Here is a 25,984-nt window from a genome sequence, read left to right on the forward strand (position 1 = left end):
GCGGCATGCTGATGTCCATCAGGATCAGACCGAACCGCCCGCCTTCAACTGCCTGGAACCGCTGTCACCTGATGCCCCTCCCGGCGCAGCATCGTGGCCAAGAGTTCTCGGTTGATGCCGTTGTCCTCGGCAATCAGCAGCCGGCAGGTGCCGTTCCGGCGGGATCTGTCCCGCGTTGCGGCCTTTTGGCTGCCGGCATCGCCAGTATGTTAGTGAACAGGCTGCCTTCGCCCAGCTTGCTCTCGCACGCAATCGTTCCGCCCTTGGCCTGCACCATCTGCCTGCTTCCTGCCGGGCACTCACGGCTGAATTACGATCCTGTCCAGCTGCCAGATGCTGCGCGAATAGACGACTTCAGTACGGAAAGCCGGGTTGCTGCCATAGGGGTACACAACCCATAGCAGCACCATGCCGCGCAGGGACATTTCGGCCCCATTTCGTTCAAAGGCGACAATCGCCCCTCCTTCGACCGCATCCGCAACAGCGATCTCCACCACGTAATCATACACCGCATGCGCCATACGGCGGCCGCTGCTGACATCCATCTGCCCGGCCGGAACGGCCAGCGGCACGCCGGTGAATTGCTGCGGCCCCCGTGGTCCAGATGGTTTCCGTCTCCAAGGTGACCGGTTCCAGCGCGCGCAGATCCTCGATCGCGAAATCAACCTACGCATTCCAGCACTACCTATGTTGATGCCATCTCAACAACGACCGGGCAAAGCATGGCATATCCACACCGCCCTTGCACCGGCACCTGCGGATAGGTTCTGGACCTTTCGTACAGGGCCCTGCAGTGCCACCCCTTCAACGCTGGCTTGCCGGACGCCCGCGGGGCACCGTCGGATCGATCGAACTTCAGTCGAGGCACAGCTGCAGCAGATGTTCACACTCCGTCCCCGCCCGCACCGAACAGGAGGCAGGGCTGTTCTGACAGCCGCCAGCCTGACAGCACCCGTGTCACCCCATTTCCGCCGGCAGAGCCGCATAGCCGCGGAAGCGGATACGCCCGCCCGGCACCCGGCCGGTCAGCAGCCGGTAGCCCGGGAAACGGTGCAGCAGGCGTTCAATGGCGATCCTCCCCTCCAGCCGCGCCAGCGTCAGCCCGACACAGACATGCGGCCCGCCGGCAAACGCCAAATGCCGGTTCGGCGTCCGCCCGGCATCAAAGTCGCCAGGCTTGTCAAACACCTCCGGATCCCGGTTCGCCGCGCCGATCAGCAGATGCAAGTTGGTCCCCGCAGGGACTTTCATGCCGCCGATTTCCACCTCCGCCGTGGTTTCCCGGTTGCCCAGCTGATTGGGCGAACGGAACCGCAGAACTTCCTCGACAGCGGGTTTGATCAGGTCCGGCTGCTCCAGCAGCCGCTGTTTTTGGTCCGGATGATCATTCAGCAGCGCCAATCCATTACCGATCAGATTGGTGGTCGTCTCGTGGCCTGCATTCAGTATAAAGATGCAATTCTGTATCAGCTCAACCTCGCTGAGAGTGCCATCCGCCCCCTCGCCGTTGATCAGCCGCGTCAGAACGTCGGTTTCGATATTCCCCGGGCTGGCCCGCCGCCGGTCGATCAGATCTTGCAGATAAGCCTTGAATGCTTCCACCGCCCGGTGCCCGGCCGCCAGCTGATCAGCCTTCAATGCAGGCTCCAGTGCGCCCAGGATCGCCAGTGACCAATCGCGCAGCGGCGCCCGCTCCGCCATCGGCACGTCCAGCAGATTGCCGATAATCTGGATCGGAATGGAGGCCGCAAAATCCTCGATCAGATCCACCTTGGCCGCCCCTTCCATTCTGTCCAGCAAGTGATCAACCGTCTCAACCAGCCCCGGCTCCATCCTGGCAAGCGCCCGCGGCGTCAGCGCCGAGGTCATGATCCTGCGCACCCGCGTGTGCAGCGGCGGGTCTGAAAACACCAGGGAAGTGGTGTGATGCTCGAATAGCGGTGAACCTGCGCCGAATTTTGGCGCAAAAACCTTCTTCTTGTCCGAGGAAAACAGCGTGGTGTCCCGGTAGATCCTGTCCAGATCGGCATGGCGGCAGACCAGCAGTGATCCATCCGGCTGCGGCAGAACCGGCGCCCCGCGCAGCAAAGCATCATAAAAGGGAAAGGGATCCTCCAGAAAACCCTCTGGCGGGTTTGCCAGGTCAAACTCCTCGATATTCACAAATCCGTGCTGTCCGCCACTCACCTGACACCCTCCCGCTGGCCGTGCCAGTCAGGATTTCCGCAGCAAATGCGACTGTCAATCCAACTTCGGGGAAAAACCCGGCGTCAGGACGGCGCCGCGCCAGTGTCAAAGATGCCGGATTGCCGCGTGACAACACCGCTCGGACCAGTTAGAAACAAAACATGAACACTCCTATCTCTTCCATCCGCAATCTTGGCCCCGCTTACGAGGAAGCCTGCCACCGCGCCGGTATCTCCTCGGCCGAGGATCTGCATGCCATCGGCGCTGACGCAGCCTATGCCAGGCTGCTGCAAACCGGCACCCGGCCGCATTTCATCGGCTACTACGTGCTGGTGATGGCGCTGCAGGGAAGGCCGTGGAACGATTGCAAGGGCAAGGAGAAAGAAGAGCTTCGCCAGCGTTTTGACGAGATCAAGGCCAGCAGCTTTGATACGCAGAAGGCAGCCTTCGAAGCAGCCCTGGACATGATCGGGGTTGTCCCGCGCAAATAGCAGGGCGGAACCGAATGGGAGATCCGAGGGTTAGGTCATCAAGGGAACACCAACCAAAGGAGATCCTCGATGGACCTGATCCGCATCATTTTTGCAGTCATCCTGCCGCCGCTTGGCGTGTTTCTGCAGGTAGGCCTGGGCAAGCATTTCTGGCTGAACATCCTGCTGACCATCCTCGGCTATATCCCGGGCATCGTGCACGCAGTCTGGATTATCGCAAAGACGCCTGAACATGCCTGAGGCTGCACAACAACAAGACCAGCTGCGATCGCTGGAAGGCCTGGCCCACCGGATGGACAGCGCGTTCCGTATTCCGCTGATCGGCACGCGGATTGGCTGGGACAGTATTCTGGGCCTTGTCCCCGGCGCGGGCGACATCATGGCGCTGCTGCCAGCCGCCTACATCCTGCTTTCAGGCCACCGCATGGGCGCTTCAAAAGCAACGCTGGCGCGTATGGCCGCCAATATCGGCATTGATGCGCTTGTGGGAGCGATCCCGTTGATCGGCGACCTGTTCGACATTGGCTGGAAGGCTAACGTCCGCAATGTTGCCCTGCTGCGCCGCCACCTGGAACACACAGCCGCGCAGGATGAGCCGATGGCGAAACGTCCTGCTCGGCGCGGCGTTTCCAAACGGACCGCACTGCGGCAGGCCACTGCTGTGCATCCGCATCGCAGGAACAGTGAGCGGCCCACTCGGTCTCAGTCATAAAAAAGACCGCGCCGGTTGCCCGGCGCGGCCTTTAAACCATCCGGTAAGCCTGCGGCTTAGCCGACCAGCTCGAGGCCGGAGAAGAAGTAGGCGATCTCAACCGCGGCGGTTTCCGGTGCGTCGGAGCCGTGAACGGAGTTTTCGCCTACCGATTCAGCGAATTCGGCGCGGATGGTGCCGGCCGCGGCGTCTGCCGGGTTGGTGGCGCCCATCACTTCGCGGTTTTTGGCGATGGCGTTTTCACCTTCCAGAACCTGCGCGACGATCGGAGCGGAGGCCATGAATTCGCACAGCTCATCGTAGAAGGGGCGCTCGGCGTGCACTTTGTAGAACTCGCCTGCCTGGGCTTTGGTCAGGTGAATGCGCTTTTGCGCCACGACACGCAGGCCGGCTTCTTCGAATTTGGCGTTGATTGCGCCGGTCAGGTTGCGGCGGGTTGCGTCGGGTTTGATGATCGAAAAAGTGCGTTCCAGTGCCATGGGGCAGACTCCTGTGCTGAAAAGCCGGACATCATGCCCGGCCCGTTACGAATTGCCGCTCCGATAGCATGGCTCTGTGACAGGATAAAGAGGGGATTGCGCAGCGTTGACGCAGCCGCAAAGGCGGTGCGCAGCCTGCCGGCTCGGCGACCTATGCCCTTGCCGGTCCCCCCGCCGATTTGAAATAACCCTGCCACATCCAGCAGCCGCCGGTGCCCTTCCCTTGGCCTGCCCCATTGACAAGGGCCAGACAGTACAGCAGTGCTCGGCCTATGTTACGTATCAGCGATATATCCTACGCGGTCGAAGGCCGTCTTTTGTTCGATGGCGCCAGCGCCACGATCCCCACTGGCCACAAGGTTGGACTGGTCGGCCGTAACGGCACCGGCAAGACCACGCTGTTCCGGCTGATCCGCAATGAGCTGTCGCTGGAATCCGGCGCCATTTCCCTGCCCAGCCGGGCCCGGATCGGCGGTATCGCGCAGGAAGCGCCATCGTCAAACGTGTCGCTGATCGATACGGTGCTCGCGGCAGATACCGAACGTGCCGAACTGATGGCCGAGTCTGAGACCGCGCAGGATCCGGCCCGGATTGCCGAAATTCAAACCCGCCTGACAGATATCGATGCATGGTCGGCCGAGGCCCGCGCCGCCGCTATCCTCAAAGGTCTCGGGTTTGACTACGCCGCCCAGCAACGCCCCTGCTCAGACTATTCGGGCGGCTGGCGAATGCGCGTCGCCCTTGCGGCGGTGCTGTTTTCCCAGCCTGATCTGCTGCTGCTTGATGAGCCGACCAACTATTTGGATCTTGAAGGCGCGCTATGGCTCGAAGCCTATCTGGTAAAATACCCCCACACAGTGATCATCATCAGCCACGACCGCGAGCTGCTGAACCGCTCGGTGAACGGCATTCTGCATCTCGAAGAGCTTGGCCTCACCTATTACTCCGGCAACTATGACCAGTTTGCCCGCCAGCGCGCCGCCAACCGCGCCAATCAGGCTGCCCAGGCCAAAAAACAGGACGCCCGCCGCGCCCATCTGCAGGCCTTTGTCGACCGGTTCAAAGCCAAGGCCAGCAAAGCCAAACAGGCGCAAAGCCGGGTGAAGATGCTGGAAAAGATGGAGACCATCCGCGCGCCCGAAGACGCCGCGCGCACCGTTTTCACTTTTCCCGAACCCGAGGAGCTGTCACCGCCGATCATCGCAACCGAGGGCGCCTCGGTCGGGTACGACGGCACCCCGATCCTCAGCCGGCTGGATCTGCGCATCGATCAGGACGACCGTATCGCGCTCTTGGGCAAGAACGGCGAGGGTAAGTCCACCCTGTCCAAGATGCTGTCAGGCCGTCTGGATGTGATGGCCGGCAAGATGACCCAGTCCGGCAAGCTGCGGATTGGCTTCTTTGCTCAGCACCAGGTGGATGAGCTGCACATCGACGAAACCCCGCTGCAGCATTTGCAGCGCGAACGCCCGGATGAAGGCCAGGCCCGCCTGCGCGCCCGGCTGGCCGGGTTCGGCCTGGGGTCGGATCAGGCTGATACCGAGGTGGGACGTCTTTCCGGCGGCCAAAAAGCGCGGCTGTCGCTGTTGCTGGCCACCCTGCCCGCCCCGCATCTGCTGATCCTCGATGAGCCGACCAACCACCTGGATATCGAAAGCCGCGAAGCTTTGGTCGAAGCGCTGACCGCCTATTCCGGCGCGGTCATTCTGGTCAGCCACGACATGCATCTGCTCAGCCTGGTCGCAGACCGGCTGTGGCTGGTGTCGGGCGGCACCGTGAAACCGTTCGAGGGCGACCTGCCGGCCTACCGCGATCTGCTGCTGACCCGCGACAAACCCGCAGGCAAGCCCAAGGCGGCAAAGCCCAAGCGCCCCACCCGCGACGCGATCCTGGCCCTGCGCGCCGACGTGCGCAAAGGCGAAGCCCGGCTCGAAAAAGTCAGCGAGATGCGCGACAAACTCGCCAAGAAACTGGCGGATCCTGCCCTCTATGACGACGGGCGCAAGGACGAAGCTGTTGTCTGGCAGCGCAAATATGCCGAGGTGATGGAGGCGCAGGACCGCGCCGAGGAGCTTTGGCTGAAAGCGGTGGAGAAACTGGAAAAAGCAGAGGCGCAATGATCGATACGGCGTTTCTGATCACCTCCTTTGTCACACTGTTTGTCATCGTTGACCCGATCGGCCTGACCCCGATCTTTCTGGCGCTGACTCAGGGGATGACGCCGGCACAGCGGCGCGCGATTGCTCTGCGCTCCACCATCACTGCGGCAATTCTGCTTGCGCTGTTTGCGGCGTTTGGCGAGGCGGTGCTCGGCTTTGCAGGAATTTCCATGCCTGCCTTCCGCATTGCGGGGGGCGTGCTGTTGTTCCTCACCGCGCTCGACATGCTGTTTGAACGCCGCAACAAGCGGCGCGAAGACCGCAGCGAGGAGGATGATTCTGAGGACCCCTCCATCTTCCCGCTGGCGATCCCGCTGATTGCAGGCCCCGGGTCCATTGCCACCGTCATTCTGCTGGCGGGCCAGCAGCCTGGCATTGCCGGCTTTGCCATGGTGATGGGCGTGGTGGTTGCGGTGCTGGCGATCCTCTTGGTGATGTGCCTGTTTTCCGGCCTGTTCGAACGCATGCTGGGCAAGACCGGCATCACCGTCGTGACCCGTCTCCTGGGCATGCTTCTGGCGGCGCTTTCCGTCCAGTTCGTGCTCGACGGGCTGCGTGCTTTTGGATTTGCAGGCTAGCATAACGTCCCGGCCCGCCTACATTATATGCAGGAGGTGCGCAGATGGGCGAATATGAAATCGGGCGGGTCATCTATCTGGTTGTCCTGCTGGTTGCAGTCGGGTTCTGGGTGTTTCTGCAAAACCGCCAAAACATCGGCAAATCCCTGCAGATGTTTGCTGTCTGGGGCTTCATCTTTCTGGGTGTGATCGCCTCCTACGGGCTGTGGGAGGACATCCGCCAAACCGTGCGCCCGCAGCAAAGCGTCGCGGTGGATGCCGGGAGGGTCGAAGTGCCGCGCGCGCCTGACGGGCATTACTATCTGACGCTGGAGGTGAATGGCGCCGCCGTCCCGTTCCTGGTCGACACCGGCGCCAGCGAAGTTGTACTGAACGCGCGCGATGCCAAGCGTGCCGGCATCGACACCGACGCCCTCGCCTATCTCGGCCGCGCCCGCACCGCCAATGGCGAGGTGCGCACGGCCTCGGTCTGGATCGAAGAAATGTCGCTGGGCGGCATCACCGACACAGACGTGCGCGTGTGGGTGAACCAGGGCGAGCTGGAGCAATCCCTGCTGGGCATGGGTTACCTGCAGCGCTGGTCCAGCATCGAAATCCGCAATGGCGCATTGGTGCTGACACGCTGACCAGGTGCCTGGGCAGCGCAGGCCTCCGGCAGCAGTATTCCGGGCCAGAAAGAAGCCAGAGGCGTTTTCTTTCTGTTGCACGAAATACCCCTGAGTGAATTGGCCGGACCGCCAGGAGGGCAGCGCCGCTCCCCAACGATCACCCTTCGTCAAGTACCGGCAGAATGAAGCCGTTGACCGGATAGACCCGCCCGAAGGCCCCCGGATTGCTCTCCAGGCGCACCGCGGACCAGTCGTTTTCGGCCGATACGTCGATGACCGCCATTCCCAGCGACACCTTGTTGCGGCGCCAGTTTGCGTGATTGACCCGGATCCTGCGCGGATCCTCAACCTTGGACACCACAGCAACATGGCCCAGCGGATTGGAGCGGGTCGCCCGGAAGGCCATCACCGCACCCGATTGCGGCTTCTGACCGCGGCTGAACTGTCCTTTGGCCTGCGCCCACCAGGTTTTCGCATTGCCGAAGATCTCGATCCCGCTGGCGTTGCGGGCAAAGGGCACGCACCAGACACGGCGCCCCCTGGATTGCAATGACTGAACTTCTTGAACCGCGTATTCCAGCCGCGCGGCCTCAGCCTCGGCGCGGGCCACCGATCCGCCTTGAATATCCCCGCAATTGGCCAGCAACAGAAGCCCCGCCCCAACAAACGGCAACAGCCGCGCCCGACGGAACACAGGTGTCTTTTTCATCTGTCCCCCAGTGTCCTGGATTTTGTTCTGATCTTTTTGACCAGGAGACGTACTGCGGCAGAGCCTTTGGCGCGAGCATTTCCTGCCAAACTGAAACAAACCTGTAGGGAATTGGCAAAATCCTGCCGATACAGCGGGCGAACTTGCCGGTGTCCCGGCCTATTTCTCGGCCTTCTTCTCCCAGCGGCCGCTTTCTTCTGACCAGTACTGGGCGGAACAGCCTGCATCGGTCAGGGTTTTCCACTGGCTGCGGGCGTGCTGCACGGCTTCCGGATCGGTGCCGTCAAACAGAATGCAGACACGGCTCAGCGTCTGCACCTCATCCGCGCTGACCGCGGCGCCATCCACCGCCATCACACAGTTGGGGGAATTGGCTGCCTCGGGTCCTACGGTAAGCAGAACCGGCTGCAGCGCATCATGGGGGCCGCCTGCAAGGCCATGGGGCAAAAAACTGTCCTCCGGCCCCAGCCACAACCGGTCATCCAGCCAGGCCATCCGCTGGGGGTCGCGCCCGCGCACCGCAATGCGCCAGCCCGCCCCGCGCGCCTTGCCCAGAAGGACCGGCAGGGTCTCCTCCAGCGGCCTGCGGGTCAGATGATAGAAGTAGGCAGCCCCCATGAATGCTTATTCCGCCTCGAACTTATCCGCGACCAAACGGTTCAGCGCCATCACGCCCCAGCCGGTGGCGCCTTTGGGCGCATAATCCGTATCCTCCTTGACCGCGGCCACACCGGCGATGTCCAGATGGATCCAGGGCATGCCGTCCTTAATGAAACGCTGCAAAAACTGCGCCGCAGTGATTGAGCCCGCAGGACGCCCGCCGACGTTTTTCAGATCGGCAATGCGCGATTTCAACTGATCGTCATAGGCTTTGCCCAACGGCATCCGCCAGGCGCCCTCATCCTCGGAATGCGCGGCCTTAAGGAAGGCATTGCACAGATCGTCATCGTTCGAGAACACGCCGGCATTCTCATGCCCCAGCCCGATGATGATCGCGCCGGTCAGGGTCGCCAGATCAACCACGCCGGCAGGCTTGAACCGTTCCTGCGCATACCACAGGACGTCGCACAGAACCAAACGGCCTTCGGCGTCGGTGTTGATGATCTCGACCGTGTCGCCCTTCATCGATTTCACCACATCGCCCGGACGGGTGGCATTGCCCGAAGGCATGTTTTCCACCAGCCCGACCAGACCAACCACATTGGCCTTGGCTTTGCGCAGCGCCAGCGCCTTCATCGTGCCGGCCACAACACCGGCGCCGCCCATGTCCATCGTCATGTCTTCCATGCCGCCTGCAGGTTTCAGGGAGATACCGCCGGTATCAAACACCACGCCCTTGCCGACCAGTGCCAGCGGAGCTGCATCCCCGGCGCCGCCTTTCCACTGCATCACCGCCACTTTTGAGGGGCTGTCAGACCCCTGGCCGACGCTCAGCAGCGTGCGCATGCCAAGCTTTTCCAGATCCGCCTCCTCCAGGACCTCGACCTCAAGGCCGATGTCTTTCATTTCCTCAATGCGGCGGGCGAATTCCGTGGTTGTCAGCACATTGGCGGGCTCATTGACCAGATCCCGGGTCATGTGAACGCCTTCCGCTACGGCCAGTAACGGTCCGCAGGCAGCTTCCAGATCGGACGGCACTTTCGCGGCAATCACCACCTCGCCTTCGGATTTGTCTTCGGCAGGGGTCTTATGATTGTCAAAGCCATAGTTTCGCAGCGCAATGCCCAGTGTGAGGTCAGCAGCCTTGTTCATACTGCCGGCCATTACCGTCAGACGCTTGCCTGCGGCCCCTTTGGCCAGTTTGGCACCTGCCTGGCGCGCCTCCACCGGGGTCAGCTTGCGCGGCAGAACCAGCACATCCAGCGCCTCGGCCTGCATGCCAGCAGGCCAGCCAAGCGAGATCACATCCCCTGCCTTGGCCTTCTTGAAACCATCCGATTCGATCAGCCGGGCAATTGCCCCTTTGCTCAGCCGGTTGGCCGTGCGCGCCGCTTGATCCATGCTGCCATCGGGCGTCACCATCACCGCCACGCGGCCGGTCATTTCCGGCAGTGCCTGTGGGTCGTACTCGGCAAAACGGATCGGGGTAAGGCTGCTCATTCTCGCATGCTCCTGCTGGTTTCATATGGCTCTCGGGTAAGAGGTATCCTGCGCAGAGGCGCTTGGCCAGACCCGCCTTTGCGCCCGCGGCAGCCGCGATCCGCCGCCGAATGAGGCCGCTTGCGAGAATGCAGTTTTCCCCGCCGGCCAAATCCACTAATGTTCCGCAAAATCACAATGGTCTGGGGGGATCGGGTGTCACGCTACGACAGATACGTGCTGTCACAATATCTGCTCTTCTTCGGCTTTTTTGCGCTGATTCTGGTGGCCGTGTTCTGGGTCAACCGGGCTGTTGTGCTGTTCGACCGGCTGATCGGCAACGGGCAGTCGGCTTTGGTGTTCCTCGAATTCACCGCCCTCACCTTGCCGAACCTCATCCGCATGGTGCTGCCGATTGCCGCCTTCGGCGCCTCGGTCTGGGTGACCAACCGGCTGAACAGCGAAAGCGAGCTGACTGTGCTGCGCGCCACCGGCACCAGCCCCTGGCAGATGGCGCGGCCGGCGCTGGCCTTTGGCGTCATCACCGCTCTGATGATGTCGGCGCTGACCCACTACCTGCTGCCGGCCTCGATCAGCCAGCTGGAGGTGCGCGAAAGCGAGGTCTCCCGCAACATCACCGCCAAGCTGCTGAGCGAGGGCGATTTCCTGCACCCGGCAGACGGTGTCACCTTCTATATCCGCCAGATCGACCCGGACGGCACCTTGAACGACGTCTTCCTGTCTGACCGCCGCGACCCGGCAACCACGTTGACCTATACCGGTGCCCGCGCCTTTCTGGTGCGCGACGAAGGCAGCGCTCATCTGATCATGGTCGACGGCATGGCGCAGCGGCTGGACAATCAGACACAACGGCTTTCGACCACGTTCTTCTCGGATTTTTCATATGATATCAGCGCACTCGCCCGGAGATCTGAAAACCCGGCGCGCAACATCCGTGCGATCCCAAGCCTGGAGCTGATGACAAGCACCCAGGCCATCACCCGCAGCGATGGCTATTCCGCAGGCGCCCAAGCCGAGGAACTGCACCTGCGCTTTGCCCGTGCTCTGGTCTGTGTGGCCGTCGCCCTGATCGGGTTTTCCGCCCTGATGCTGGGCACCTTCTCGCGTTTCGGCGTTTGGCGCCAGGCCTTCCTGGCCTTTGTTGTGCTGATCTTTGTCGAGGGCTTGCGCGGGATTGTCTCGGAGCCGGTTCTGCAAAATCCCAGCCTGTGGCCGCTGATCTATCTGCCGACCTTTCTGGGACTGGCCGTGGCGCTGATCTTCCTGGTTCTGTCAGTCCGGCCCAAACGGACCCGGGCGGAGGCGCCTTCATGAAGCTGGACTTCTATTACGCCCGCCGCTTCCTGCAATGGTTCCTGGTGATCTGCGCAGTTCTGATGACGCTGGTGGTGCTGATCGACCTGAATGAGCAGATCCGCCGCTTCGAGGCGATCGATCTCAGCCTGGCCCAGCTGCTGGGGCTGACCCTGCTGAACATCCCGGCGGCGCTGTCGGAGTTCCTGCCGCTGATCATGATCCTGTCGACCATCGTGCTGTTTGTCGGCCTCGCCCGCAGCAGCGAGCTGGTGGTGACCCGCGCCATCGGCCGGTCCGGCATCCGTGCGCTGGCGGCACCGGTAATGGTGGCCGCTGCTATCGGCGCCCTGGCGGTCACCATGCTGAACCCGATCGCGGCGGCAACCGCCAACCGCTACCAGGATCTGACCGAAACCTATCACAACGGCGGACCGTCAGCGCTATCGCTGTCCGGCGAAGGCCTGTGGCTGCGCCAGGGCGGGGCCAGGGGGCAAGCGGTCATCCACGCCAAAGGCTACAGCGGCGACGCTGCGGATATCACTTTGCTTGACGTGTCGATCCACGCCTACACCAAGTCCGGTGGCCTGGTCCGCCGCATCATCGCCGACAGCGCCCGGCTGGACGGCAGCAACTGGGTCCTGTCGAACGTCAAATCCTGGCCGCTGGCAGCAGGCATCAACCCCGATTCCAATGCCGCCCGGCATGACGAGCTGCGGTTGCCCACAACACTGACCACCGACCGGATCCGTGATACGCTGGGCACGGCCAGCGGCATCTCGATCTACGATCTGCCCTCCACTATCCGCGAATTGTCTGCCGCAGGCTTTACAACCAAACGCTATGAGGTCCGCTATCAGGCAGAGCTGGCCCGCCCCCTGTTTCTGATCGCCATGGTGCTTGTCGGGGCGTCCTTTACCATGCGGCACGCGCGCTTCGGCGGCACCGGGCTGGCGGTGCTCATGGCGGTGCTCCTGGGATTCGGGCTTTATTTCATCCGCAATTTCGCGCAAATCCTTGGAGAGAACGGGCAAATCCCGGTGGCCCTGGCCGCCTGGGCGCCGCCCGCCGCCGCGATACTTTTGACCTTGGGACTGCTCCTCCATGCCGAAGACGGGTAACTTGCGCCGCGCATTGCTTCTTTCTGCTGTGCTGCCCTGGCTGGCGCTGTCCGCCCCTGCCCCGCAGGCGCAGACCGCGACGCCGCCTGATCCTGCGCAACCCGCAATGCTGGTTGCAGATCAGGTCTTCATCACCCCCGACCGCATCCTGGTGGCCGAAGGCAACGTCGAAGCGTTTCAGGGCAACACCCGGCTGCGCGCAGAAAAGATCACTTTTGACCAGACCACCGGCACCCTGCAGATCGAAGGCCCGATCCGTATCGACCAGGAAGGCGATATCACCATCCTGGCCGATGCCGCCGAGCTGGACAGCGACCTGCGCAACGGCCTCTTGACCGGCGCCCGCATGGTGTTCCAGCAGCAGCTGCAGCTGGCCTCGCTTCAAATGACACGAGTCAGCGGCCGTTACACCCAGCTGTACAAGACCGCCGTCACCTCCTGCCACGTCTGCGAAGACGGCCGCCCGCCGCTCTGGCAGATCCGAGCCGAGCGGGTGACCCACGACCAGCAGGAACGCCAGCTTTATTTCGAGGGCGCCCAGCTGCGTGTTCTGGACGTCCCGGTCTTCTACTTCCCGGCGCTGCGCCTGCCGGATCCCTCCCTGGAGCGCGCCAGCGGCTTCCTGATCCCGTCGCTGCGCTCCACCTCGAACCTCGGCACCGGGGTCAAAGTGCCCTACTTCTTCACCCTCGGCCCGCACCGCGACCTGACACTGGCGCCCTATATCTCCTCCAGCACCCAGACGCTGGACATCCGCTACCGCCAGGCCTTCCGCCGCGGCCGGATCGAATTCAACGGCGCCTACACCCGCGACGACCTGTTTCCCGGCGAGGACCGCGGCTACATCTTTGGCGAAGGCCAGTTCGATCTGCCGCGGGACTTCCGGCTTACTTTCGACGTCAAGGCGGTTTCGGACGATGCTTATCTTGAAGACTACGGGCTGCCGGAACTGGACCGTCTGCGGTCCGAAGCGGTGCTGTCCCGCGCCAAACGCGACAGCCTGTTCCGCGCGTCCCTGACCCATTACAAAACCCTGCGCCTCAGCGAACAACAGGCAAACATCCCTTCCGGAATTGCTGAAGCCTTTTATCAGACCCGCCACCATCCCGCCCTCACCGGCGGCGAGCTGCGGCTGACCCTGCAGGGCCATGGCCACCGCCGCAGTTCCAGCATCGACGGCACCGCCACTGACAGCAACGGCCGCGATCTTGCACGGCTCACGGCCGATATCGACTGGCGCCGCAGCTGGCGCCTGGGTTCCGGCATCCTGGCGGAATGGGAACTCGGCGCCGCAGCAGACGCCTTCCGGGCCTATGATGACAGTGTCTACAACGAAGAGGTCACCCGCCTGACCCCACGCACCGCGCTGACTTTACGCCTGCCGATGAGCCGCCGCGACGCAGGCGGCGCCACCCAATACCTGGAGCCGATTCTGCAGCTGGGCTGGCGCGACGAAGGCGGAGGCAATGTGGTCACCGAGGAAAGCCGTTTTGTCGAGTTTGACCAGGGCAATCTCTTGTCGCTGTCCCGGTTTCCCTCCACCGACGCCCGCGAGGACGGACTGACCCTGGTCTACGGCGCCAACTGGGCGCGTTATGCGCCCACCGGCTGGCAGGCCTATGTCACAGCCGGCCAGGTGCTGCGCAGCGACGGCGACAGCCGGTTCACCAAAAGCTCCGGCCTCAGCGGCACCTCTTCCGACTTCCTGCTGGCAGGTCAGATCAAATTCGGCGACGGGCTGGCCCTTTCCACCCGCGGCTTGCTGAACGGCGCGCTGAATTTTTCCAAGGCTGAACTGCGCGGCGACTGGCGCACCAGCCGCTCCAGCCTCTCCGGCACCTATCTGTGGCTCGGCACCGACCCCGATGAGGACCGGACTGAGGAAAGCTCGGAACTGTGGGTGGACGGCAGCTATGACATCAACCCCAGCTGGTCCGCCAGCGCCCGGCTGCGCTATGATATTTCCGGCGCCCGTGCCACCCGCGCTGGCCTCGGCGTGGCGTACCGCAACGAATGCGTGACGGTCGACCTTTCCGTTAACCGCCGCTATACCTCAACAACAAGTGTTGAGCCGACAACAGATTTCGGCTTTACCATTTCCCTCAGCGGATTTTCCGTAAAGAGCGGCAGCAAACAGTACAGGCGGTCATGCAGCAAGACGTGAATACCCGGTTCCCGGCTCCTTTCCTCTCCCGTGCTTTCAAAACCGCAGCCGCGCTGGCGCTGGCCGCGGGGCTTTCCTGGACCGGCCTGCCGGCGGAAGCACAAAACCTATTTGCCCCGGCCATCACCGTGAATGACGAAGTCATCACCCGGTACGAGCTGGAACAGCGCGCCCGCTTCCAGTCGGCGCTGCGGGTGCCCGGCGATCCTTTGGACACCGCCCGCGAGGAGCTGATCAACGACCGGCTCAAACTCGCCGAGCTGGAACAGGCCGGGATCGAATTGACCGATGACGAAATCACCGCCGGCATGGAAGAACTGGCCGGACGCGCCAACCTGTCGCTGAACGACTTCCTGACCGCACTGCAGCAGCAGGGGGTCGAACCGCAAACCCTGCGCGATTTCACCAAGGTCGGGCTGGGCTGGCGGGAATATACCCGCGCCCGCTTCCTGTCCCGCGCCCGCCCCACTCCGGTTGAGATTGACCGCGCCATGGGGTCGGCCGGAACCGGCAGCGTCCAGGTTTTGCTCAGCGAATTCATCGTTCCGATCAACGAACAGAACGCAGCCCAGGTCGAAGAGCTGATCGAACAGGTTGCCCGGCTCAAGGGCTACGACAGCTTCTCGGCCGCCGCCACCCAATATTCCGCCGCAGGCAGCCGCAACGACGGGGGCCGCCTGCCCTGGATGCCGCTGACCAAGCTGCCGCCGCAGCTGCAAGAGGTTGTACTGGCCCTGAAGCCGGGCGAGATTTCCGAACCACTGCCGCTGCAAAGCGCAGTAGCCCTGTTCCAGATGCGCGGCGTGCGAGAGGTCGAAGGCGCGGCACCGCGCTTCTCCGCGATCGAATACGCCGCATATCACGTGCCCGGCGGCCGCACGCCCGAGGGGCTTGCCGCGGCGCAAAAGGTGGTAAACAGCATCGACACCTGCGAGGATTTCTATGGGCTGGCCCAGGGCCAGGATCCCTCTGTTCTGGATGTGCAAAGCCTGCCGCCGTCTGATATCCCCGGCGATGTCGCCTTGGAACTGGCCAAACTGGACCCGGGTGAGACCTCTACTGCGCTGACCCGCAATAACGGCCAGACGCTGTTGGTGCTGATGCTCTGCGGCCGCACCGCCGATCTGGGCGAGGACAGCTCCCGCGAAACCGTGGCCAATGCGCTGACGGCGCAGCGGATGGCCTCGCTGGCCGGCAGCTATCTCGAACAGCTGCGCGCCGACGCCCGGATCGACATCAAATGAGCCGGCCCGGGCCGATTGCTCTCAGCTGCGGCGAGCCCGCAGGCATCGGCCCGGAAATCGCCGTCAAGGCCTGGGAGGCCCTGCGCAGCTCTTGCCCGTTCTTCTGGATCGGCGATCCGCGCCACCTGCCGGAAGGCACCCCGGTCAAGGAAATCGCCGCCCCATCTGCGGCTGCCGCGGCCTGCGCAGACAGTTTTCCGGTGCTGCCCCTCGCTTTCGCCGGCAGCGCGGCCAGGGGCACTGCCGACCCGGCCAATGCCGCCGGTGTCATCCGGTCCATCGAAACCGCCGTCCAACTGGTCCAGAGCGGCGAAGCCGCCGCTGTCTGCACCGCCCCGATCCACAAAAAGGCGCTGATCGACGGTGCCGGCTTTTCCTATCCCGGCCACACCGAATTCCTGGCCGCACTCGCGGGCCGCAGCCGGGTGGTGATGATGCTGGCCAGCGACCGGTTGCGGGTCGTGCCCGCCACCATCCACATCGCTCTGTCCGAAGTCCCCAAGGCTCTGACCCCCGAGCTGCTGCACGAGACCATCGAAATCACCGCCGCGGGACTGCGCAGCCAGTTCGGCATCGCCGCGCCCCGCATCGCCGTCGCCGGGCTTAACCCGCATGCCGGCGAAGGCGGCGCCATGGGCCATGAGGAACTGGATTGGATCAACGCCCTGATCACCCAGATGCAAGGCGAAGGGCTGGCTGTCACCGGCCCGCACCCCGCCGACACGATGTTCCACGCCGCCGCCCGCGCCCGCTATGACGCGGCGGTCTGCATGTATCACGACCAAGCGCTGATCCCGATCAAGACGCTGGATTTCGACCGCGGCGTCAACGTGACCCTTGGCCTGCCCTTCATCCGTACTTCGCCCGATCACGGCACCGCTTTTGATATTGCAGGCACCGGTCGGGCCAATCCCACCAGCCTGATCGAGGCCCTGAATCTGGCGCAGCGGATGGCTGCCAGCCCTTGATTCTTCTTCTGGCGGCAAATATTCCCGCCGGAGGCATGAAAAATCCGGCGCTCGGCCCGCGCCCTGTCCCAAGGTACAGATGATATGAGCGCTATCGACTCCCTTCCCCCTCTGCGTGAAGTGATCGCAACGCATCAATTGTCGGCGCGCAAATCGCTGGGCCAGAACTTTCTGCTGGATCTGAACCTCACCGCCAAGATCGCGCGGCAGGCCGGCGACCTATCAGATTGCGACGTGCTGGAAATCGGCCCCGGCCCCGGCGGTCTCACCCGCGGCCTGCTGGCCGAAGGCGCCCGCCGGGTGCTGGCAGTGGAGAAAGACAGCCGCTGCCTGCCCGCGCTGCAGGAGATCGCAGACGCCTATCCGGGCCGGTTTGATGTCATCAACGGCGACGCGCTGGAAATCGATCCGCTCGAACACCTGACGCCGCCGATCCGCATCGCCGCCAACCTGCCCTATAACGTCGGCACCGAATTGCTGGTCCGCTGGCTCACCCCCAGGGAATGGCCGCCGTTCTGGCAAAGCCTTACCCTGATGTTCCAGCGCGAAGTGGCGGAACGCATCGTGGCGCAGCCCGGCTCCAAGGCCTATGGCCGGCTGGCGCTTCTGGCGCAATGGCGGGCAGACGCGCGGATCGTGCTGTCGCTGCCGCCCGGCGCCTTCACGCCGCCGCCCAAGGTCTCCAGCGCCGTGGTGCATCTGGATGCCCTGCCTGAGCCGCGTTTCCCGGCAGATGCCGCGATCCTGTCGCGGGTCGTGGCCGCCGCCTTCAATCAGCGCCGCAAGATGCTGCGCGCTTCGCTCAAAGGCGTCTCTCCGGCGATCGAGGACCATCTCAACGCTGCCGGCATCCCGCCCACCGAACGCGCCGAACAGGTGAGCCTGGAAGGCTTCTGTGCGCTTGCCCGCGAGCTTGCCAGGGCCTGAGCGGTTCCCCATCATTACCGGAGCCGAACATTCCGATGACCCAAACCGTTACGCCGCGTCCGACCCTTCTGTCCGTCAACGTCAACGCCGTTGCCTATCTGCGCAACCGGCGCGAGGTGCCTTGGCCCGATCTGATCGGCATCGCCCGCGCCATACTGAAGGCCGGAGCCCACGGCATCACCGTGCACCCCCGCCCGGACGAGCGGCACATCCGCTTTACCGACCTGCCGGCCCTGTCCCGCCTGATCACCGAAGAATTCCCGCAGACCGAGTTCAACATCGAAGGCTATCCGACCCGCCATTTCATCGATCTGGTTCTGGAAAACAAACCGCATCAGGTGACGCTGGTGCCCGACACGCCAGAGCAATCCACCTCAGACCATGGTTGGGATTTTGACGCCGACGGAGAGAGGCTTCTGCCCATCGCACAAGAGTTCAAGGCCGCCGGCATCCGCGTCTCCTATTTCGCGGACGCCGATCCGGCAGCCCCGGCGCTGGCGCAGCAGGCCGGGGCCGACCGGATTGAATTCTACACCGGCCCCTATGCCAATGAAACCGCGCCAGTGGCAGTCTCCCGCGAGCTGGAAAAGCTGAAAGCCACGGCAGATGCGGCCCGCCGCTTTGGCGCTTTGCAGCTGAACGCGGGCCACGACCTGACCGTGGACAACCTGGCCGCCCTGCGCCGGGCCATCCCCGATCTGGCGGAGGTTTCAATCGGCCACGCCCTGACCGCAGATGCGCTGATGCTGGGCTTTCCCGAAGCAGTCCGCCGCTATCTGCGGGTGCTGGGACATAACGCCTGACACACGCCTGACCCGCGCTTTCGCTGCCCGAAGCCTAAGCAGAAACGGAAAAGACCCCCGGGCAGTCAGCGCCGAGGGTCTTTTTTGGTTTTCAGGACGGGCGCTGATTACTCAGCCGCCTCCGCCGGGCCGTCCTCAGCCTTTGGCTTGGGCTTGGCGCGCGTGCGGGCGGGTTTCTTTGGCGCAGGCGCCTCGCCGCCTTCGCTTGCCGGGGCCGCGTCGTCTGCCTTGGCCGCGGGCTTGCGCGTGCGCGGCTTGCGGGCGGGGGCCTTTTTTGCGGGTGCTTCCGCCGGGGCGTCTGCAGGTGCTGCGGACTGGCTTTCCGGCGTTTCCACAAGACCGCTCTCCTGGCCATTGCCGTTGTCGCCGCGCGGGTCGATCACCTCGGGCTGCGGCGCCGCTGCCGGATCGGCTGCGGGCGGTGCCGCCGCGGCAGCCGCAGTTTCCCGCTCCTGACGCTCCAGCCGCTCGGCCCGTTCGCGGTCGCGCTCGGCCTGGCGTTCGCGGTTCTGCCGCTCCTGCTCCTCGCGGCGCGCGTCGATCTCGCGCTGTGCTTCGTTGAGCAGCCGCAGGTAATGTTCTGCGTGCTGCTGAAAATTCTCTGCCGCAACCCGGTCATTGCTCAGCTGGGCGTCCCGCGCCAGCTGGTTGTATTTGTCAATGATCTGCTGCGGGGTTCCGCGTACCTTGCCTTCGGGACCGGAGCTGTCGAACACCCGGTTGACAACATTGACGCCATTGGGGCGGTTCCGGTTTGACTTGGAACGTGAACGTGATTTTGACGATCTCATATGCCTAGCGTAAGCCTTGAGTTAATGCGCCGTAGACCCTGTTCTACGCGTCTTAGCGCCGGATCATTAGCTTTTTTGGGCTTGATGCCGCGGGAAGGCTTGGAAAGCGTTCTCCTGAAGCGGCTCCTCTTGAGTAACCATGTTACGAAGCTACAGACAAGAGGCACAATAGAGTTTTCTTTGAAATTCATCGGAAATCACGGGTTTTAGCGTTAAAAACTGCGATTTGATGCGGAATGCGCCCGCACCACCCGGTCCCGCCCGTCCAGATCCGGCAGCACGGCGATACCGCTCAGCCCTGCCATTTCCAGCAGCGCACCGACCGCCTGCCCCTGCGTCGGGCCGATTTCCAACAGCACCCGCCCGCCCGGCGACAGATGCGCTGCAGCCTGCGCCGCTATCTTCCGGTAGGCCCCCAGCCCGTCGCCGCCATCGGTCAGCGCGATGCCCGGTTCATGCCCGCGCACCTCCGCAGACAGCCCGTCCATCTCATCCAGCGCTATATAGGGCGGGTTGGATACGATCAGGTCGAACATCCCCTCAACCGCCTCGAACCAGTCCGACTGCTGAATATCGGCGCGTGCCTCAACCCGGTGCAGCACCGCATTGGCGCTGGCCTGAAGGCAGGCGGCCTCGCTGATATCGACCCCCAGACCGGTGGCCTCCTGCCGCTCCGCCAGCAGCGTCACCAGGATACAGCCGGAACCGGTGCCAAGGTCCAGAACCCGGTTGTAGGGCTCCGCCAGCGCCGCCTCGATCAGGATCTCGGTCTCGGGGCGCGGGTCCAGCACATCACGCGACACTTTGAAACGGCGGCCATAGAACTCCCGCTCGCCGACCAGATGCGACACCGGCACCCGGACAGCGCGCAGGGCAATCAGCTGCTCATAGCGTTCAGCCACTTCCGGCGCCAGCTCCTCAGGCGCGATAAGCGTCACCCGGCTGGCTTCGATCCGCGCTGCATGGGCCAGCAGCACCCGCGCGTCGCGCGCCGGGTCCTGCACGCCGGCCGCACGCAGCCGGGCCGTCGCTGCCGCCATTGCCTGCGCTGCGGTCTCTGTCATCATCACTGCCCCATCTCGGCCAGAAGCCGCGCCTGATTGTCCGCTGTCAGCGCGTCGATGATCTCATCCAGATCACCGCCCATCACCTGGTCCAGTTTGTACAGCGTCAGGTTGATGCGGTGATCGGTCATCCGCCCTTGCGGAAAATTATAGGTGCGGATGCGTTCCGACCGGTCGCCCGACCCCACCTGGCTTGCCCGGTCCGCAGACCGCGCGCTGTCGATCCGCTGCCGTTCCAGGTCATACAGCCGGGTTTTCAGAACCTGCATGGCAATCTCGCGGTTGCGGTGCTGGGATTTCTCTGACGACGTGACGATCAGACCGGTCGGCAGATGCGTGATACGGACAGCCGAGTCGGTGGTGTTCACATGCTGCCCCCCCGCCCCCGAGGCCCGCATGGTGTCGATCCTGATGTCGTTTGCATCGATATGAATGTCCACATCCTCAGCCTCCGGCAGCACCGCCACGGTGGCAGCCGAGGTGTGAATGCGGCCGCCGCTTTCGGTCGTTGGAACCCGCTGGACCCGGTGCACGCCGGATTCATACTTCAGCCGGGCAAAGACATTCTCGCCCTTGATATGCGCCACCACTTCCTTGATGCCGCCCAGCTCGGTCGCCTGCTCCTCGATGATCTCGACTTTCCAGCCCTGCCCTTCGGCATAACGCTGGTACATCCGCAGCAGATCGCCGGCAAACAGCGCCGCCTCATCGCCGCCAGTGCCGGGCCGGATCTCCAGAATCGCCGGGCGGCCATCTGCGGCATCCTTCGGCAACAGCGCCAGCTGCAGGGCCTGCCCAGCCTCAGGAATTGCCGCCTTCAGGCCCGGGATCTCTTCCTCCGCCAGATCCTTCATGTCCGGATCGCCCAGCATCAGCTCGGCCTCCTCAAGATCACGCAGAAGCTTGCGGTAGGCGCTGATCTGCTCCGCCACCGGACGCAGGTCGGAATACTCCTTGGCCAGCGCTGCAATATCCCCGCCGCCGGCGCCATCCGCCATAGCGGCTTCTAGATATTGAAACCGCTGCAGGATCTGTTCCAGCCGCTCTTCGGGGACCATGGGCGCGCCTATTCTTGTTCATGTTTTGGCCAATTCTCCCCCATGTGATATGCTAGAGCCATGCCACATGCCAGAGTCCTTATTGCCACAATCCTTCTCAACCTGCCTGCCGCGGGTCTGGCGGATGTGACCGGACCGGGCGGCAAAACCATAGACTGCTACTGCACCGACAAATCCGGCTCCCGCGTGGAACTGGGGGAGTTGCGCTGCCTGCAGGTGGACGGCCGCATGTTCATGGCGCAATGCCAAATGTCCTTGAACGTGCCGATGTGGCGCGAAGTGCAAAACAGTTGCCTGTCGGCATCTCTGGGGCCGGCAACCGGTTCTTCAGCGGCCCCATCAGAGCTGGCTCCGCTCTGAGCCGCCCGGCCATCTGCCTGGCTGCCCCTGCAACAAGGACGCGGATGTCCAGTAAAGACGCCTTTACAGAACTGTGCAGCCAGTGCCTTCTCTTACCTCCACCCGGGTCTCACCCCTTAAAACGCTTCTCAGTGAAAACATGGCTCTTCCGGCACCGGCGGAAGAGCCTGCGCCGCGCGCCAGCGCGGCGCCCGGCCCAACTGTGGGAGGCTTTACAAAAGCCTGCGAACAGGCGGGAGCCCCCGTCCCCCTATTCCCCGGTGGACGCGGCCTGCGGCTCCCCGGTTTCCATCTCCGCCAGCCAGCCGTTGATCCGCTCCTTGTTGGCGCCCAGATCCGACCTGCCAAACCGCAACCGGGCATAGACCTTCAGCAGATCGCCGTCCTGCGCTGCCGTGGTGTAATCAGGAAACCCCAGCACCTGGGTGCGGGTGATATAGGTGACCATCCCGTCATCCGGCCCGCCCGCCAGCACGCTGGTGCGCGGGGCATGACTGGCAATGCGGTGGAACCGCTCCAGCCCGTCCGGACCGCTGCGCACCACCCGGAACACACCGCCGCGGAACTCCTTGTCCTCGGTGAACTCCGGCTGGGTGTTCCAATCCAGCGGGTCGCTTGGCGCCAGCCGGATGAACCCCAGGCCGGCAATGCCCGCCGCCAATATCAGCCAGGAAAACAGCATCAGCCGCCTCATTGCGGTTTCAAGATCAACCCTTGCCTCCTCCCTCTGCGGCCCTCCCCCGGCCTGACATTCAGGCCGCACCGCTTATTTTGTCGTCACCCCCGGCAGCACGCACAGCAGCTCATACAGCAGGCTGGCCCCCACCAAAGCGGTGTTGCCCGAGGGATCATACGGCGGCGAGACCTCCACCAGGTCGCAGCCCACGATGTTCACCCCCTTCAGAGACCGGATCAGCTCCAACGCCTGCGGCGTGGTCAGCCCGCCGATTTCCGGCGTGCCGGTGCCCGGCGCATAGGCCGGATCAAGACTATCGATATCATAAGACACATAGACCGGCCTATTGCCGATGTCGCGGCGAATTTCCGCCCCCATCTGATGCAGCTGCCGCCCCCACAATTCCTGCGCCGGGAAATGCTGAAAGCCCCAGCTTTGCGCCTCGGTAAAATCGCTGGCCGCATAACCCGTGCCGCGGATACCGATCTGATAGGTCTTGTCCGGAACAATCAGCCCTTCCTCAAAGGCACGGCGGAACACGGTGCCATGGGTCTCGCGCTCGCCGAACATCTCGTCATTCACATCCGCATGGGCGTCCACATGCACCAGCGCCACGGGGCCGTATTTCTTGGCAATCGCGCGCAGGATCGGCAGGGTGATCGAATGATCGCCGCCCATCGCCGCCGGGATCACCCCGCCGGACAGGATCGCCTCATAGCTTTCCTGAATGATGCGCAGCGAGTCCGGCAGCGAAAACGTGTTGATCGCCAGATCGCCGATATCGCCGATATTCAGACTGTCAAACGGCGCAGCCCCCGTGGCCATGTTGTATGGCCGCAGCATCGCGCTTTCGGCACGGATCTGCTTGGGACCGAACCGGGTGCCCGACCGCCAGGAGGTGCCAATGTCCATCGGCACGCCCAGCACGGCAACATCCAAACCGCTCAGCGAGGTTGCCTGCGGCAGCCGCATGAAAGTGTTGGGCCCGGAGAACCGCGCCAGGTCATTGCCGCTGATCGGTTGATTGAAGTCAGTCATTGTCTCTCATGTTCCAGCCCAGAGGGCAGATGATTTCCGCCGCCGCATGTGCCCCGGCAATAGCAGTTGCGCCACCGGTGTCAAAGAGCAGAGAGACCTGCGCCGCAACACCGTGGCCGACCGTTGTGCCGGCACCACCCCGCGGCGGGCCGGCTGCTCCCGCGGGCAACCGCCAGCGCCTTGATCCAGCGCCCCTTTCCGCGGACCCAGGGGCCGGCCGGAAGCCGCCAGTGCGCGGGGCCGGCAACGGCGCCGCTACCACTAGCTGCCCAGCGGCTGCGCCCGCTCCACCAGACGGGCAAAAAACGATGCCCCCACAGGTGCAATCCCGTCGTTGAAATCATATTTGGGATGATGCAGCCCCGCGGTGCCGCCCTGCCCCAGAAACAGATAGGACCCGGGCCGCGCCTGCAGCATATAAGCGAAATCCTCCGCCCCCATCTCGCGGCCGCCGTCCGGCACCACATGGCCCTCGCCCGCGATTTCCTTGGCAACGTCCACCGCAAATGCGGTCTTCTCCGCATCATTGATGGTGGCCGGATAGCCGATCTCATAGTCCAGTTCCGCCTCGACGCCGTAACTGGCGGCCTGCCCTGCCACGATTTCCTTCATCCGCCGCCTCACCATCTTCTGCACCTCCGGGTTAAAGGTGCGCACGGTACCATTGATATAGGCGGTGTCCGGGATCACGTTATCGGTGCTGCCAGTGTGGATCTGGGTGACCGAGACCACCAGATCCTCCAGCGTATGATGGTTGCGCGACACAATGGTCTGGATCGCCTGCGCCATGCCGCAGGCCGCCATTACCGGATCGCGGGTCTCTTGCGGCATGGCGCCATGGCCGCCGACACCCTGAATATGGATGTGGAATGTATCCACCGCCGCCATCAGCGCGCCCGGCGTGGTCAGGAAATGCCCCTCCGGCAAGCCCGGCGCATTGTGCAGCGCATAGACTTCACCGATATCAAAGCGCTCCATCATACCTTCTTCGACCATGATACGCGCACCGCCGATCGCCTCCTCGGCGGGCTGGAATATCAGCGCCGCCCGGCCCTTGAAATTGCGCGTCTCCGCCAGGTATTTCGCGGCCCCAAGCAGCATCGCGGTATGGCCGTCATGGCCGCAGGCATGCATGGTGCCCTTGTGCCCGGAGGCGTAATCCACCCCGGTTTCCTCCGGGATCGGCAGCGCATCCATATCAGCGCGCAAGCCGATGGTGGGACCCTCCCCGCGCCCGTTGATGATCGCCACCATGCCGGTTCGGGCAATGCCTTCATGCAGTTCGTCCACCCCGAATTCGCGCAGCCGCTCCGCCACAAAGGCGGCTGTCTTGGGCAGATCCAGCGCCAGCTCGGGGATCTGATGCAGATGCCGCCGCCAGGCCTTCATCTCTTCGGCGTAGCCGGCAATACGGTTCACAACGGGCATTGGGGTGGACTCCTGCACCAGACTCGGGATTGATGCATCTGACACTGGAACAAGAGCCGCCGCAATGCCCGATACCGATCTGATCCGCGACGAAACCGCAGGCATCGAACGCCTGCTGGAAATCATGGCGCGCCTGCGCCACCCGAAAACCGGCTGCCCCTGGGACATCGAACAGGATTTCGCCAGCATCGCCCCCTATACCATTGAAGAAGCTTACGAAGTTGCCGACGCGATCGACCGTCAAGCCTGGGATGAGCTGAAGGGGGAACTGGGCGACCTGCTGTTCCAATCCGTCTTCCACGCCCGGATGGCCGAGGAAGCAGGCCATTTCACCTTTCAGGACGTGGTCACCACCATGTCGAACAAGATGGTCTCGCGCCACCCGCATGTGTTCGGCAATGAATCCCGCGAAAAATCCGCGGAACAGCAGACACAGGACTGGGAGGCGATCAAAGCGGCTGAACGCGCAGGCAAAGCCGAGACCGGCACCCTGGACGGTGTCGCCATCGGCCTGCCCGCCCTGCTGCGCGCCTATAAGCTGCAGCAACGCGCCGCCCGCGTCGGCTTTGACTGGCCCTCTGCGGACAACGTCATCGCCAAAATCACCGAAGAATGCGCCGAGCTGGTCGAAGCCCGCGACACGCTCTCCCATGCCGAAGTAGAGGAGGAATTCGGAGACCTGCTGTTTGTGATGGCCAACCTGGGCCGCCACATGGGAGTTGAGCCCGAAGCCGCCCTGCGCGCCGCCAACGCCAAATTCACCCGCCGGTTCGAAGGCGTCGAAGCCAAACTTGCCGCCCGCGGCAAACGCCCGGAAGACAGCGACCTCGCCGAAATGGACGCCCTCTGGGACGACGTAAAGGCAGACGAGCGCGCCTAGACGCACCCTGCACCTTCTTCTTTCCCAAAATACTCAAATTGGCCTGGCGGCACCGCCGCCGGGCAGCCGCCGCGGCAGCAAACAGCCGCTGCAGAAATTTCCGGAAATTTGCGCCGGCCCGCCTGCGGACGGTTCAATCCCGGCAG

27 protein-coding genes are annotated in these 25,984 nt (G+C 63.6%); 15 read left to right on the plus strand and 12 right to left on the minus strand.

The annotated features are described in order from the left end of the window. Positions 1–299: 299 nt before the first annotated feature. Positions 300–572, minus strand: coding sequence for a hypothetical protein (locus tag AC0KW6_RS03190; RefSeq protein ID WP_474034053.1), 273 nt, complete (start codon positions 570–572; stop codon positions 300–302). A gap of 385 nt (positions 573–957) precedes the next feature. After that, positions 958–2,187: a cytochrome P450 gene (locus tag AC0KW6_RS03195; protein ID WP_474034054.1), complete on the minus strand. Its 1,230-nt coding sequence runs from the start codon at positions 2,185–2,187 to the stop codon at positions 958–960. A 161-nt stretch (positions 2,188–2,348) separates the two neighbouring features. On the opposite strand from AC0KW6_RS03195, the gene AC0KW6_RS03200 reads away from it, so the two are divergent. The 3 genes from AC0KW6_RS03200 to AC0KW6_RS03210 all read left to right on the plus strand — a co-directional run bounded on the left by AC0KW6_RS03200 (position 2,349) and on the right by AC0KW6_RS03210 (position 3,390). Continuing rightward, positions 2,349–2,678, plus strand: a complete 330-nt coding sequence (locus AC0KW6_RS03200) for a TfoX/Sxy family protein (RefSeq protein WP_323779426.1) — start codon at positions 2,349–2,351, stop codon at positions 2,676–2,678. 69 nt (positions 2,679–2,747) lie between these two features. Then, positions 2,748–2,918 carry a YqaE/Pmp3 family membrane protein gene (locus AC0KW6_RS03205; RefSeq protein WP_129371167.1) on the plus strand — a complete coding sequence of 57 codons (171 nt, stop codon included), beginning with the start codon at positions 2,748–2,750 and terminating at the stop codon, positions 2,916–2,918. Between the two features lie 52 nt (positions 2,919–2,970). Then, the gene (locus tag AC0KW6_RS03210) at positions 2,971–3,390 is read left to right on the plus strand and encodes a DUF4112 domain-containing protein (RefSeq protein ID WP_474034055.1); all 420 of its coding nucleotides are present in this window, start codon (positions 2,971–2,973) and stop codon (positions 3,388–3,390) included. A gap of 56 nt (positions 3,391–3,446) precedes the next feature. Here AC0KW6_RS03210 and ndk read toward each other — a convergent pair whose 3' ends face one another. Beyond that, complete coding sequence (gene ndk, locus AC0KW6_RS03215; RefSeq protein WP_019298521.1) at positions 3,447–3,869, minus strand: nucleoside-diphosphate kinase; 423 nt, start codon at positions 3,867–3,869, stop codon at positions 3,447–3,449. A 272-nt stretch (positions 3,870–4,141) separates the two neighbouring features. Between ndk and AC0KW6_RS03220 the strand changes: the two genes are divergently transcribed. Genes AC0KW6_RS03220 through AC0KW6_RS03230 form a run of 3 tightly spaced genes read left to right on the plus strand, consistent with a single transcriptional unit; the run spans position 4,142 to position 7,232 of the window. Next, the gene (locus AC0KW6_RS03220) at positions 4,142–5,989 is read left to right on the plus strand and encodes an ABC-F family ATP-binding cassette domain-containing protein (protein WP_474034056.1); all 1,848 of its coding nucleotides are present in this window, start codon (positions 4,142–4,144) and stop codon (positions 5,987–5,989) included. Further along, on the plus strand, positions 5,986–6,606 hold the full coding sequence (locus AC0KW6_RS03225) for a MarC family protein (RefSeq protein WP_323779432.1): 621 nt from the start codon (positions 5,986–5,988) through the stop codon (positions 6,604–6,606). The genes AC0KW6_RS03220 and AC0KW6_RS03225 overlap by 4 nt, the downstream gene beginning before the upstream one ends. A gap of 44 nt (positions 6,607–6,650) precedes the next feature. Continuing rightward, positions 6,651–7,232: a retropepsin-like aspartic protease family protein gene (locus tag AC0KW6_RS03230; RefSeq protein ID WP_323779434.1), complete on the plus strand. Its 582-nt coding sequence runs from the start codon at positions 6,651–6,653 to the stop codon at positions 7,230–7,232. 139 nt (positions 7,233–7,371) lie between these two features. Here AC0KW6_RS03230 and AC0KW6_RS03235 read toward each other — a convergent pair whose 3' ends face one another. The 3 genes from AC0KW6_RS03235 to AC0KW6_RS03245 form a co-directional block, all read right to left on the minus strand. After that, complete coding sequence (locus AC0KW6_RS03235; RefSeq protein ID WP_474034057.1) at positions 7,372–7,923, minus strand: CHAP domain-containing protein; 552 nt, start codon at positions 7,921–7,923, stop codon at positions 7,372–7,374. Between the two features lie 159 nt (positions 7,924–8,082). Then, complete coding sequence (locus AC0KW6_RS03240) at positions 8,083–8,541, minus strand: DNA polymerase III subunit chi (protein ID WP_323779437.1); 459 nt, start codon at positions 8,539–8,541, stop codon at positions 8,083–8,085. Positions 8,542–8,547: 6 nt separating this feature from the next. After that, positions 8,548–10,023 carry a leucyl aminopeptidase gene (locus AC0KW6_RS03245; protein ID WP_474034058.1) on the minus strand — a complete coding sequence of 492 codons (1,476 nt, stop codon included), beginning with the start codon at positions 10,021–10,023 and terminating at the stop codon, positions 8,548–8,550. A gap of 195 nt (positions 10,024–10,218) precedes the next feature. Here AC0KW6_RS03245 and lptF point away from each other — a divergent pair, with 195 nt between their 5' ends. The 7 genes from lptF (at position 10,219) to AC0KW6_RS03280 (ending at position 18,543) form a co-directional block, all read left to right on the plus strand. Then, the gene (gene lptF, locus AC0KW6_RS03250; RefSeq protein WP_323779451.1) at positions 10,219–11,337 is read left to right on the plus strand and encodes an LPS export ABC transporter permease LptF; all 1,119 of its coding nucleotides are present in this window, start codon (positions 10,219–10,221) and stop codon (positions 11,335–11,337) included. Beyond that, entirely contained in the window at positions 11,334–12,437 is a 1,104-nt protein-coding gene (gene lptG, locus AC0KW6_RS03255; RefSeq protein WP_474034059.1) for an LPS export ABC transporter permease LptG, read from the plus strand. Before lptF ends, lptG begins: the two co-directional genes overlap by 4 nt. After that, positions 12,421–14,601: an LPS-assembly protein LptD gene (locus AC0KW6_RS03260; RefSeq protein WP_474034060.1), complete on the plus strand. Its 2,181-nt coding sequence runs from the start codon at positions 12,421–12,423 to the stop codon at positions 14,599–14,601. Before lptG ends, AC0KW6_RS03260 begins: the two co-directional genes overlap by 17 nt. After that, the gene (locus tag AC0KW6_RS03265; RefSeq protein WP_323779446.1) at positions 14,586–15,845 is read left to right on the plus strand and encodes a peptidylprolyl isomerase; all 1,260 of its coding nucleotides are present in this window, start codon (positions 14,586–14,588) and stop codon (positions 15,843–15,845) included. Before AC0KW6_RS03260 ends, AC0KW6_RS03265 begins: the two co-directional genes overlap by 16 nt. Then, the gene (pdxA, locus tag AC0KW6_RS03270; protein ID WP_474034062.1) at positions 15,842–16,813 is read left to right on the plus strand and encodes a 4-hydroxythreonine-4-phosphate dehydrogenase PdxA; all 972 of its coding nucleotides are present in this window, start codon (positions 15,842–15,844) and stop codon (positions 16,811–16,813) included. Before AC0KW6_RS03265 ends, pdxA begins: the two co-directional genes overlap by 4 nt. 84 nt (positions 16,814–16,897) lie before the next feature. Further along, positions 16,898–17,740: a 16S rRNA (adenine(1518)-N(6)/adenine(1519)-N(6))-dimethyltransferase RsmA gene (rsmA, locus tag AC0KW6_RS03275; RefSeq protein WP_474034063.1), complete on the plus strand. Its 843-nt coding sequence runs from the start codon at positions 16,898–16,900 to the stop codon at positions 17,738–17,740. Between the two features lie 35 nt (positions 17,741–17,775). Beyond that, the gene (locus AC0KW6_RS03280) at positions 17,776–18,543 is read left to right on the plus strand and encodes a pyridoxine 5'-phosphate synthase (RefSeq protein ID WP_323782970.1); all 768 of its coding nucleotides are present in this window, start codon (positions 17,776–17,778) and stop codon (positions 18,541–18,543) included. Positions 18,544–18,650: 107 nt separating this feature from the next. On the opposite strand, the gene AC0KW6_RS03285 is transcribed toward AC0KW6_RS03280, so the two are convergent. From AC0KW6_RS03285 to prfA, 3 genes are all read right to left on the minus strand, one after another. Further along, a complete protein-coding gene (locus AC0KW6_RS03285; RefSeq protein ID WP_323782967.1) occupies positions 18,651–19,334 on the minus strand; it encodes a DUF4167 domain-containing protein in 684 nt (227 codons plus the stop codon). A 212-nt stretch (positions 19,335–19,546) separates the two neighbouring features. Then, entirely contained in the window at positions 19,547–20,398 is an 852-nt protein-coding gene (gene prmC, locus AC0KW6_RS03290) for a peptide chain release factor N(5)-glutamine methyltransferase (RefSeq protein WP_474034064.1), read from the minus strand. A 2-nt stretch (positions 20,399–20,400) separates the two neighbouring features. After that, on the minus strand, positions 20,401–21,456 hold the full coding sequence (gene prfA, locus AC0KW6_RS03295; protein ID WP_474034065.1) for a peptide chain release factor 1: 1,056 nt from the start codon (positions 21,454–21,456) through the stop codon (positions 20,401–20,403). Between the two features lie 60 nt (positions 21,457–21,516). On the opposite strand from prfA, the gene AC0KW6_RS03300 reads away from it, so the two are divergent. Next, positions 21,517–21,816 (plus strand): hypothetical protein, encoded by a 300-nt coding sequence (locus AC0KW6_RS03300; RefSeq protein ID WP_323782960.1) that lies wholly within the window; start codon positions 21,517–21,519, stop codon positions 21,814–21,816. Positions 21,817–22,066: 250 nt separating this feature from the next. Here the strand turns inward: AC0KW6_RS03300 and AC0KW6_RS03305 are convergent, their stop codons facing one another. From AC0KW6_RS03305 to AC0KW6_RS03315, 3 genes are all read right to left on the minus strand, one after another. Then, entirely contained in the window at positions 22,067–22,510 is a 444-nt protein-coding gene (locus AC0KW6_RS03305; protein ID WP_323782957.1) for a DUF1499 domain-containing protein, read from the minus strand. Positions 22,511–22,582: 72 nt separating this feature from the next. Next, a complete protein-coding gene (gene speB, locus AC0KW6_RS03310; RefSeq protein WP_474034066.1) occupies positions 22,583–23,530 on the minus strand; it encodes an agmatinase in 948 nt (315 codons plus the stop codon). A 261-nt stretch (positions 23,531–23,791) separates the two neighbouring features. After that, entirely contained in the window at positions 23,792–24,958 is a 1,167-nt protein-coding gene (locus AC0KW6_RS03315) for a M20 aminoacylase family protein (protein ID WP_474034067.1), read from the minus strand. A gap of 64 nt (positions 24,959–25,022) precedes the next feature. On the opposite strand from AC0KW6_RS03315, the gene mazG reads away from it, so the two are divergent. Then, a complete protein-coding gene (gene mazG / locus AC0KW6_RS03320; protein ID WP_474034068.1) occupies positions 25,023–25,838 on the plus strand; it encodes a nucleoside triphosphate pyrophosphohydrolase in 816 nt (271 codons plus the stop codon). Positions 25,839–25,984 lie beyond the last annotated feature (146 nt).

It is taken from the genome of Leisingera sp. SA215 (genome assembly GCF_055902035.1).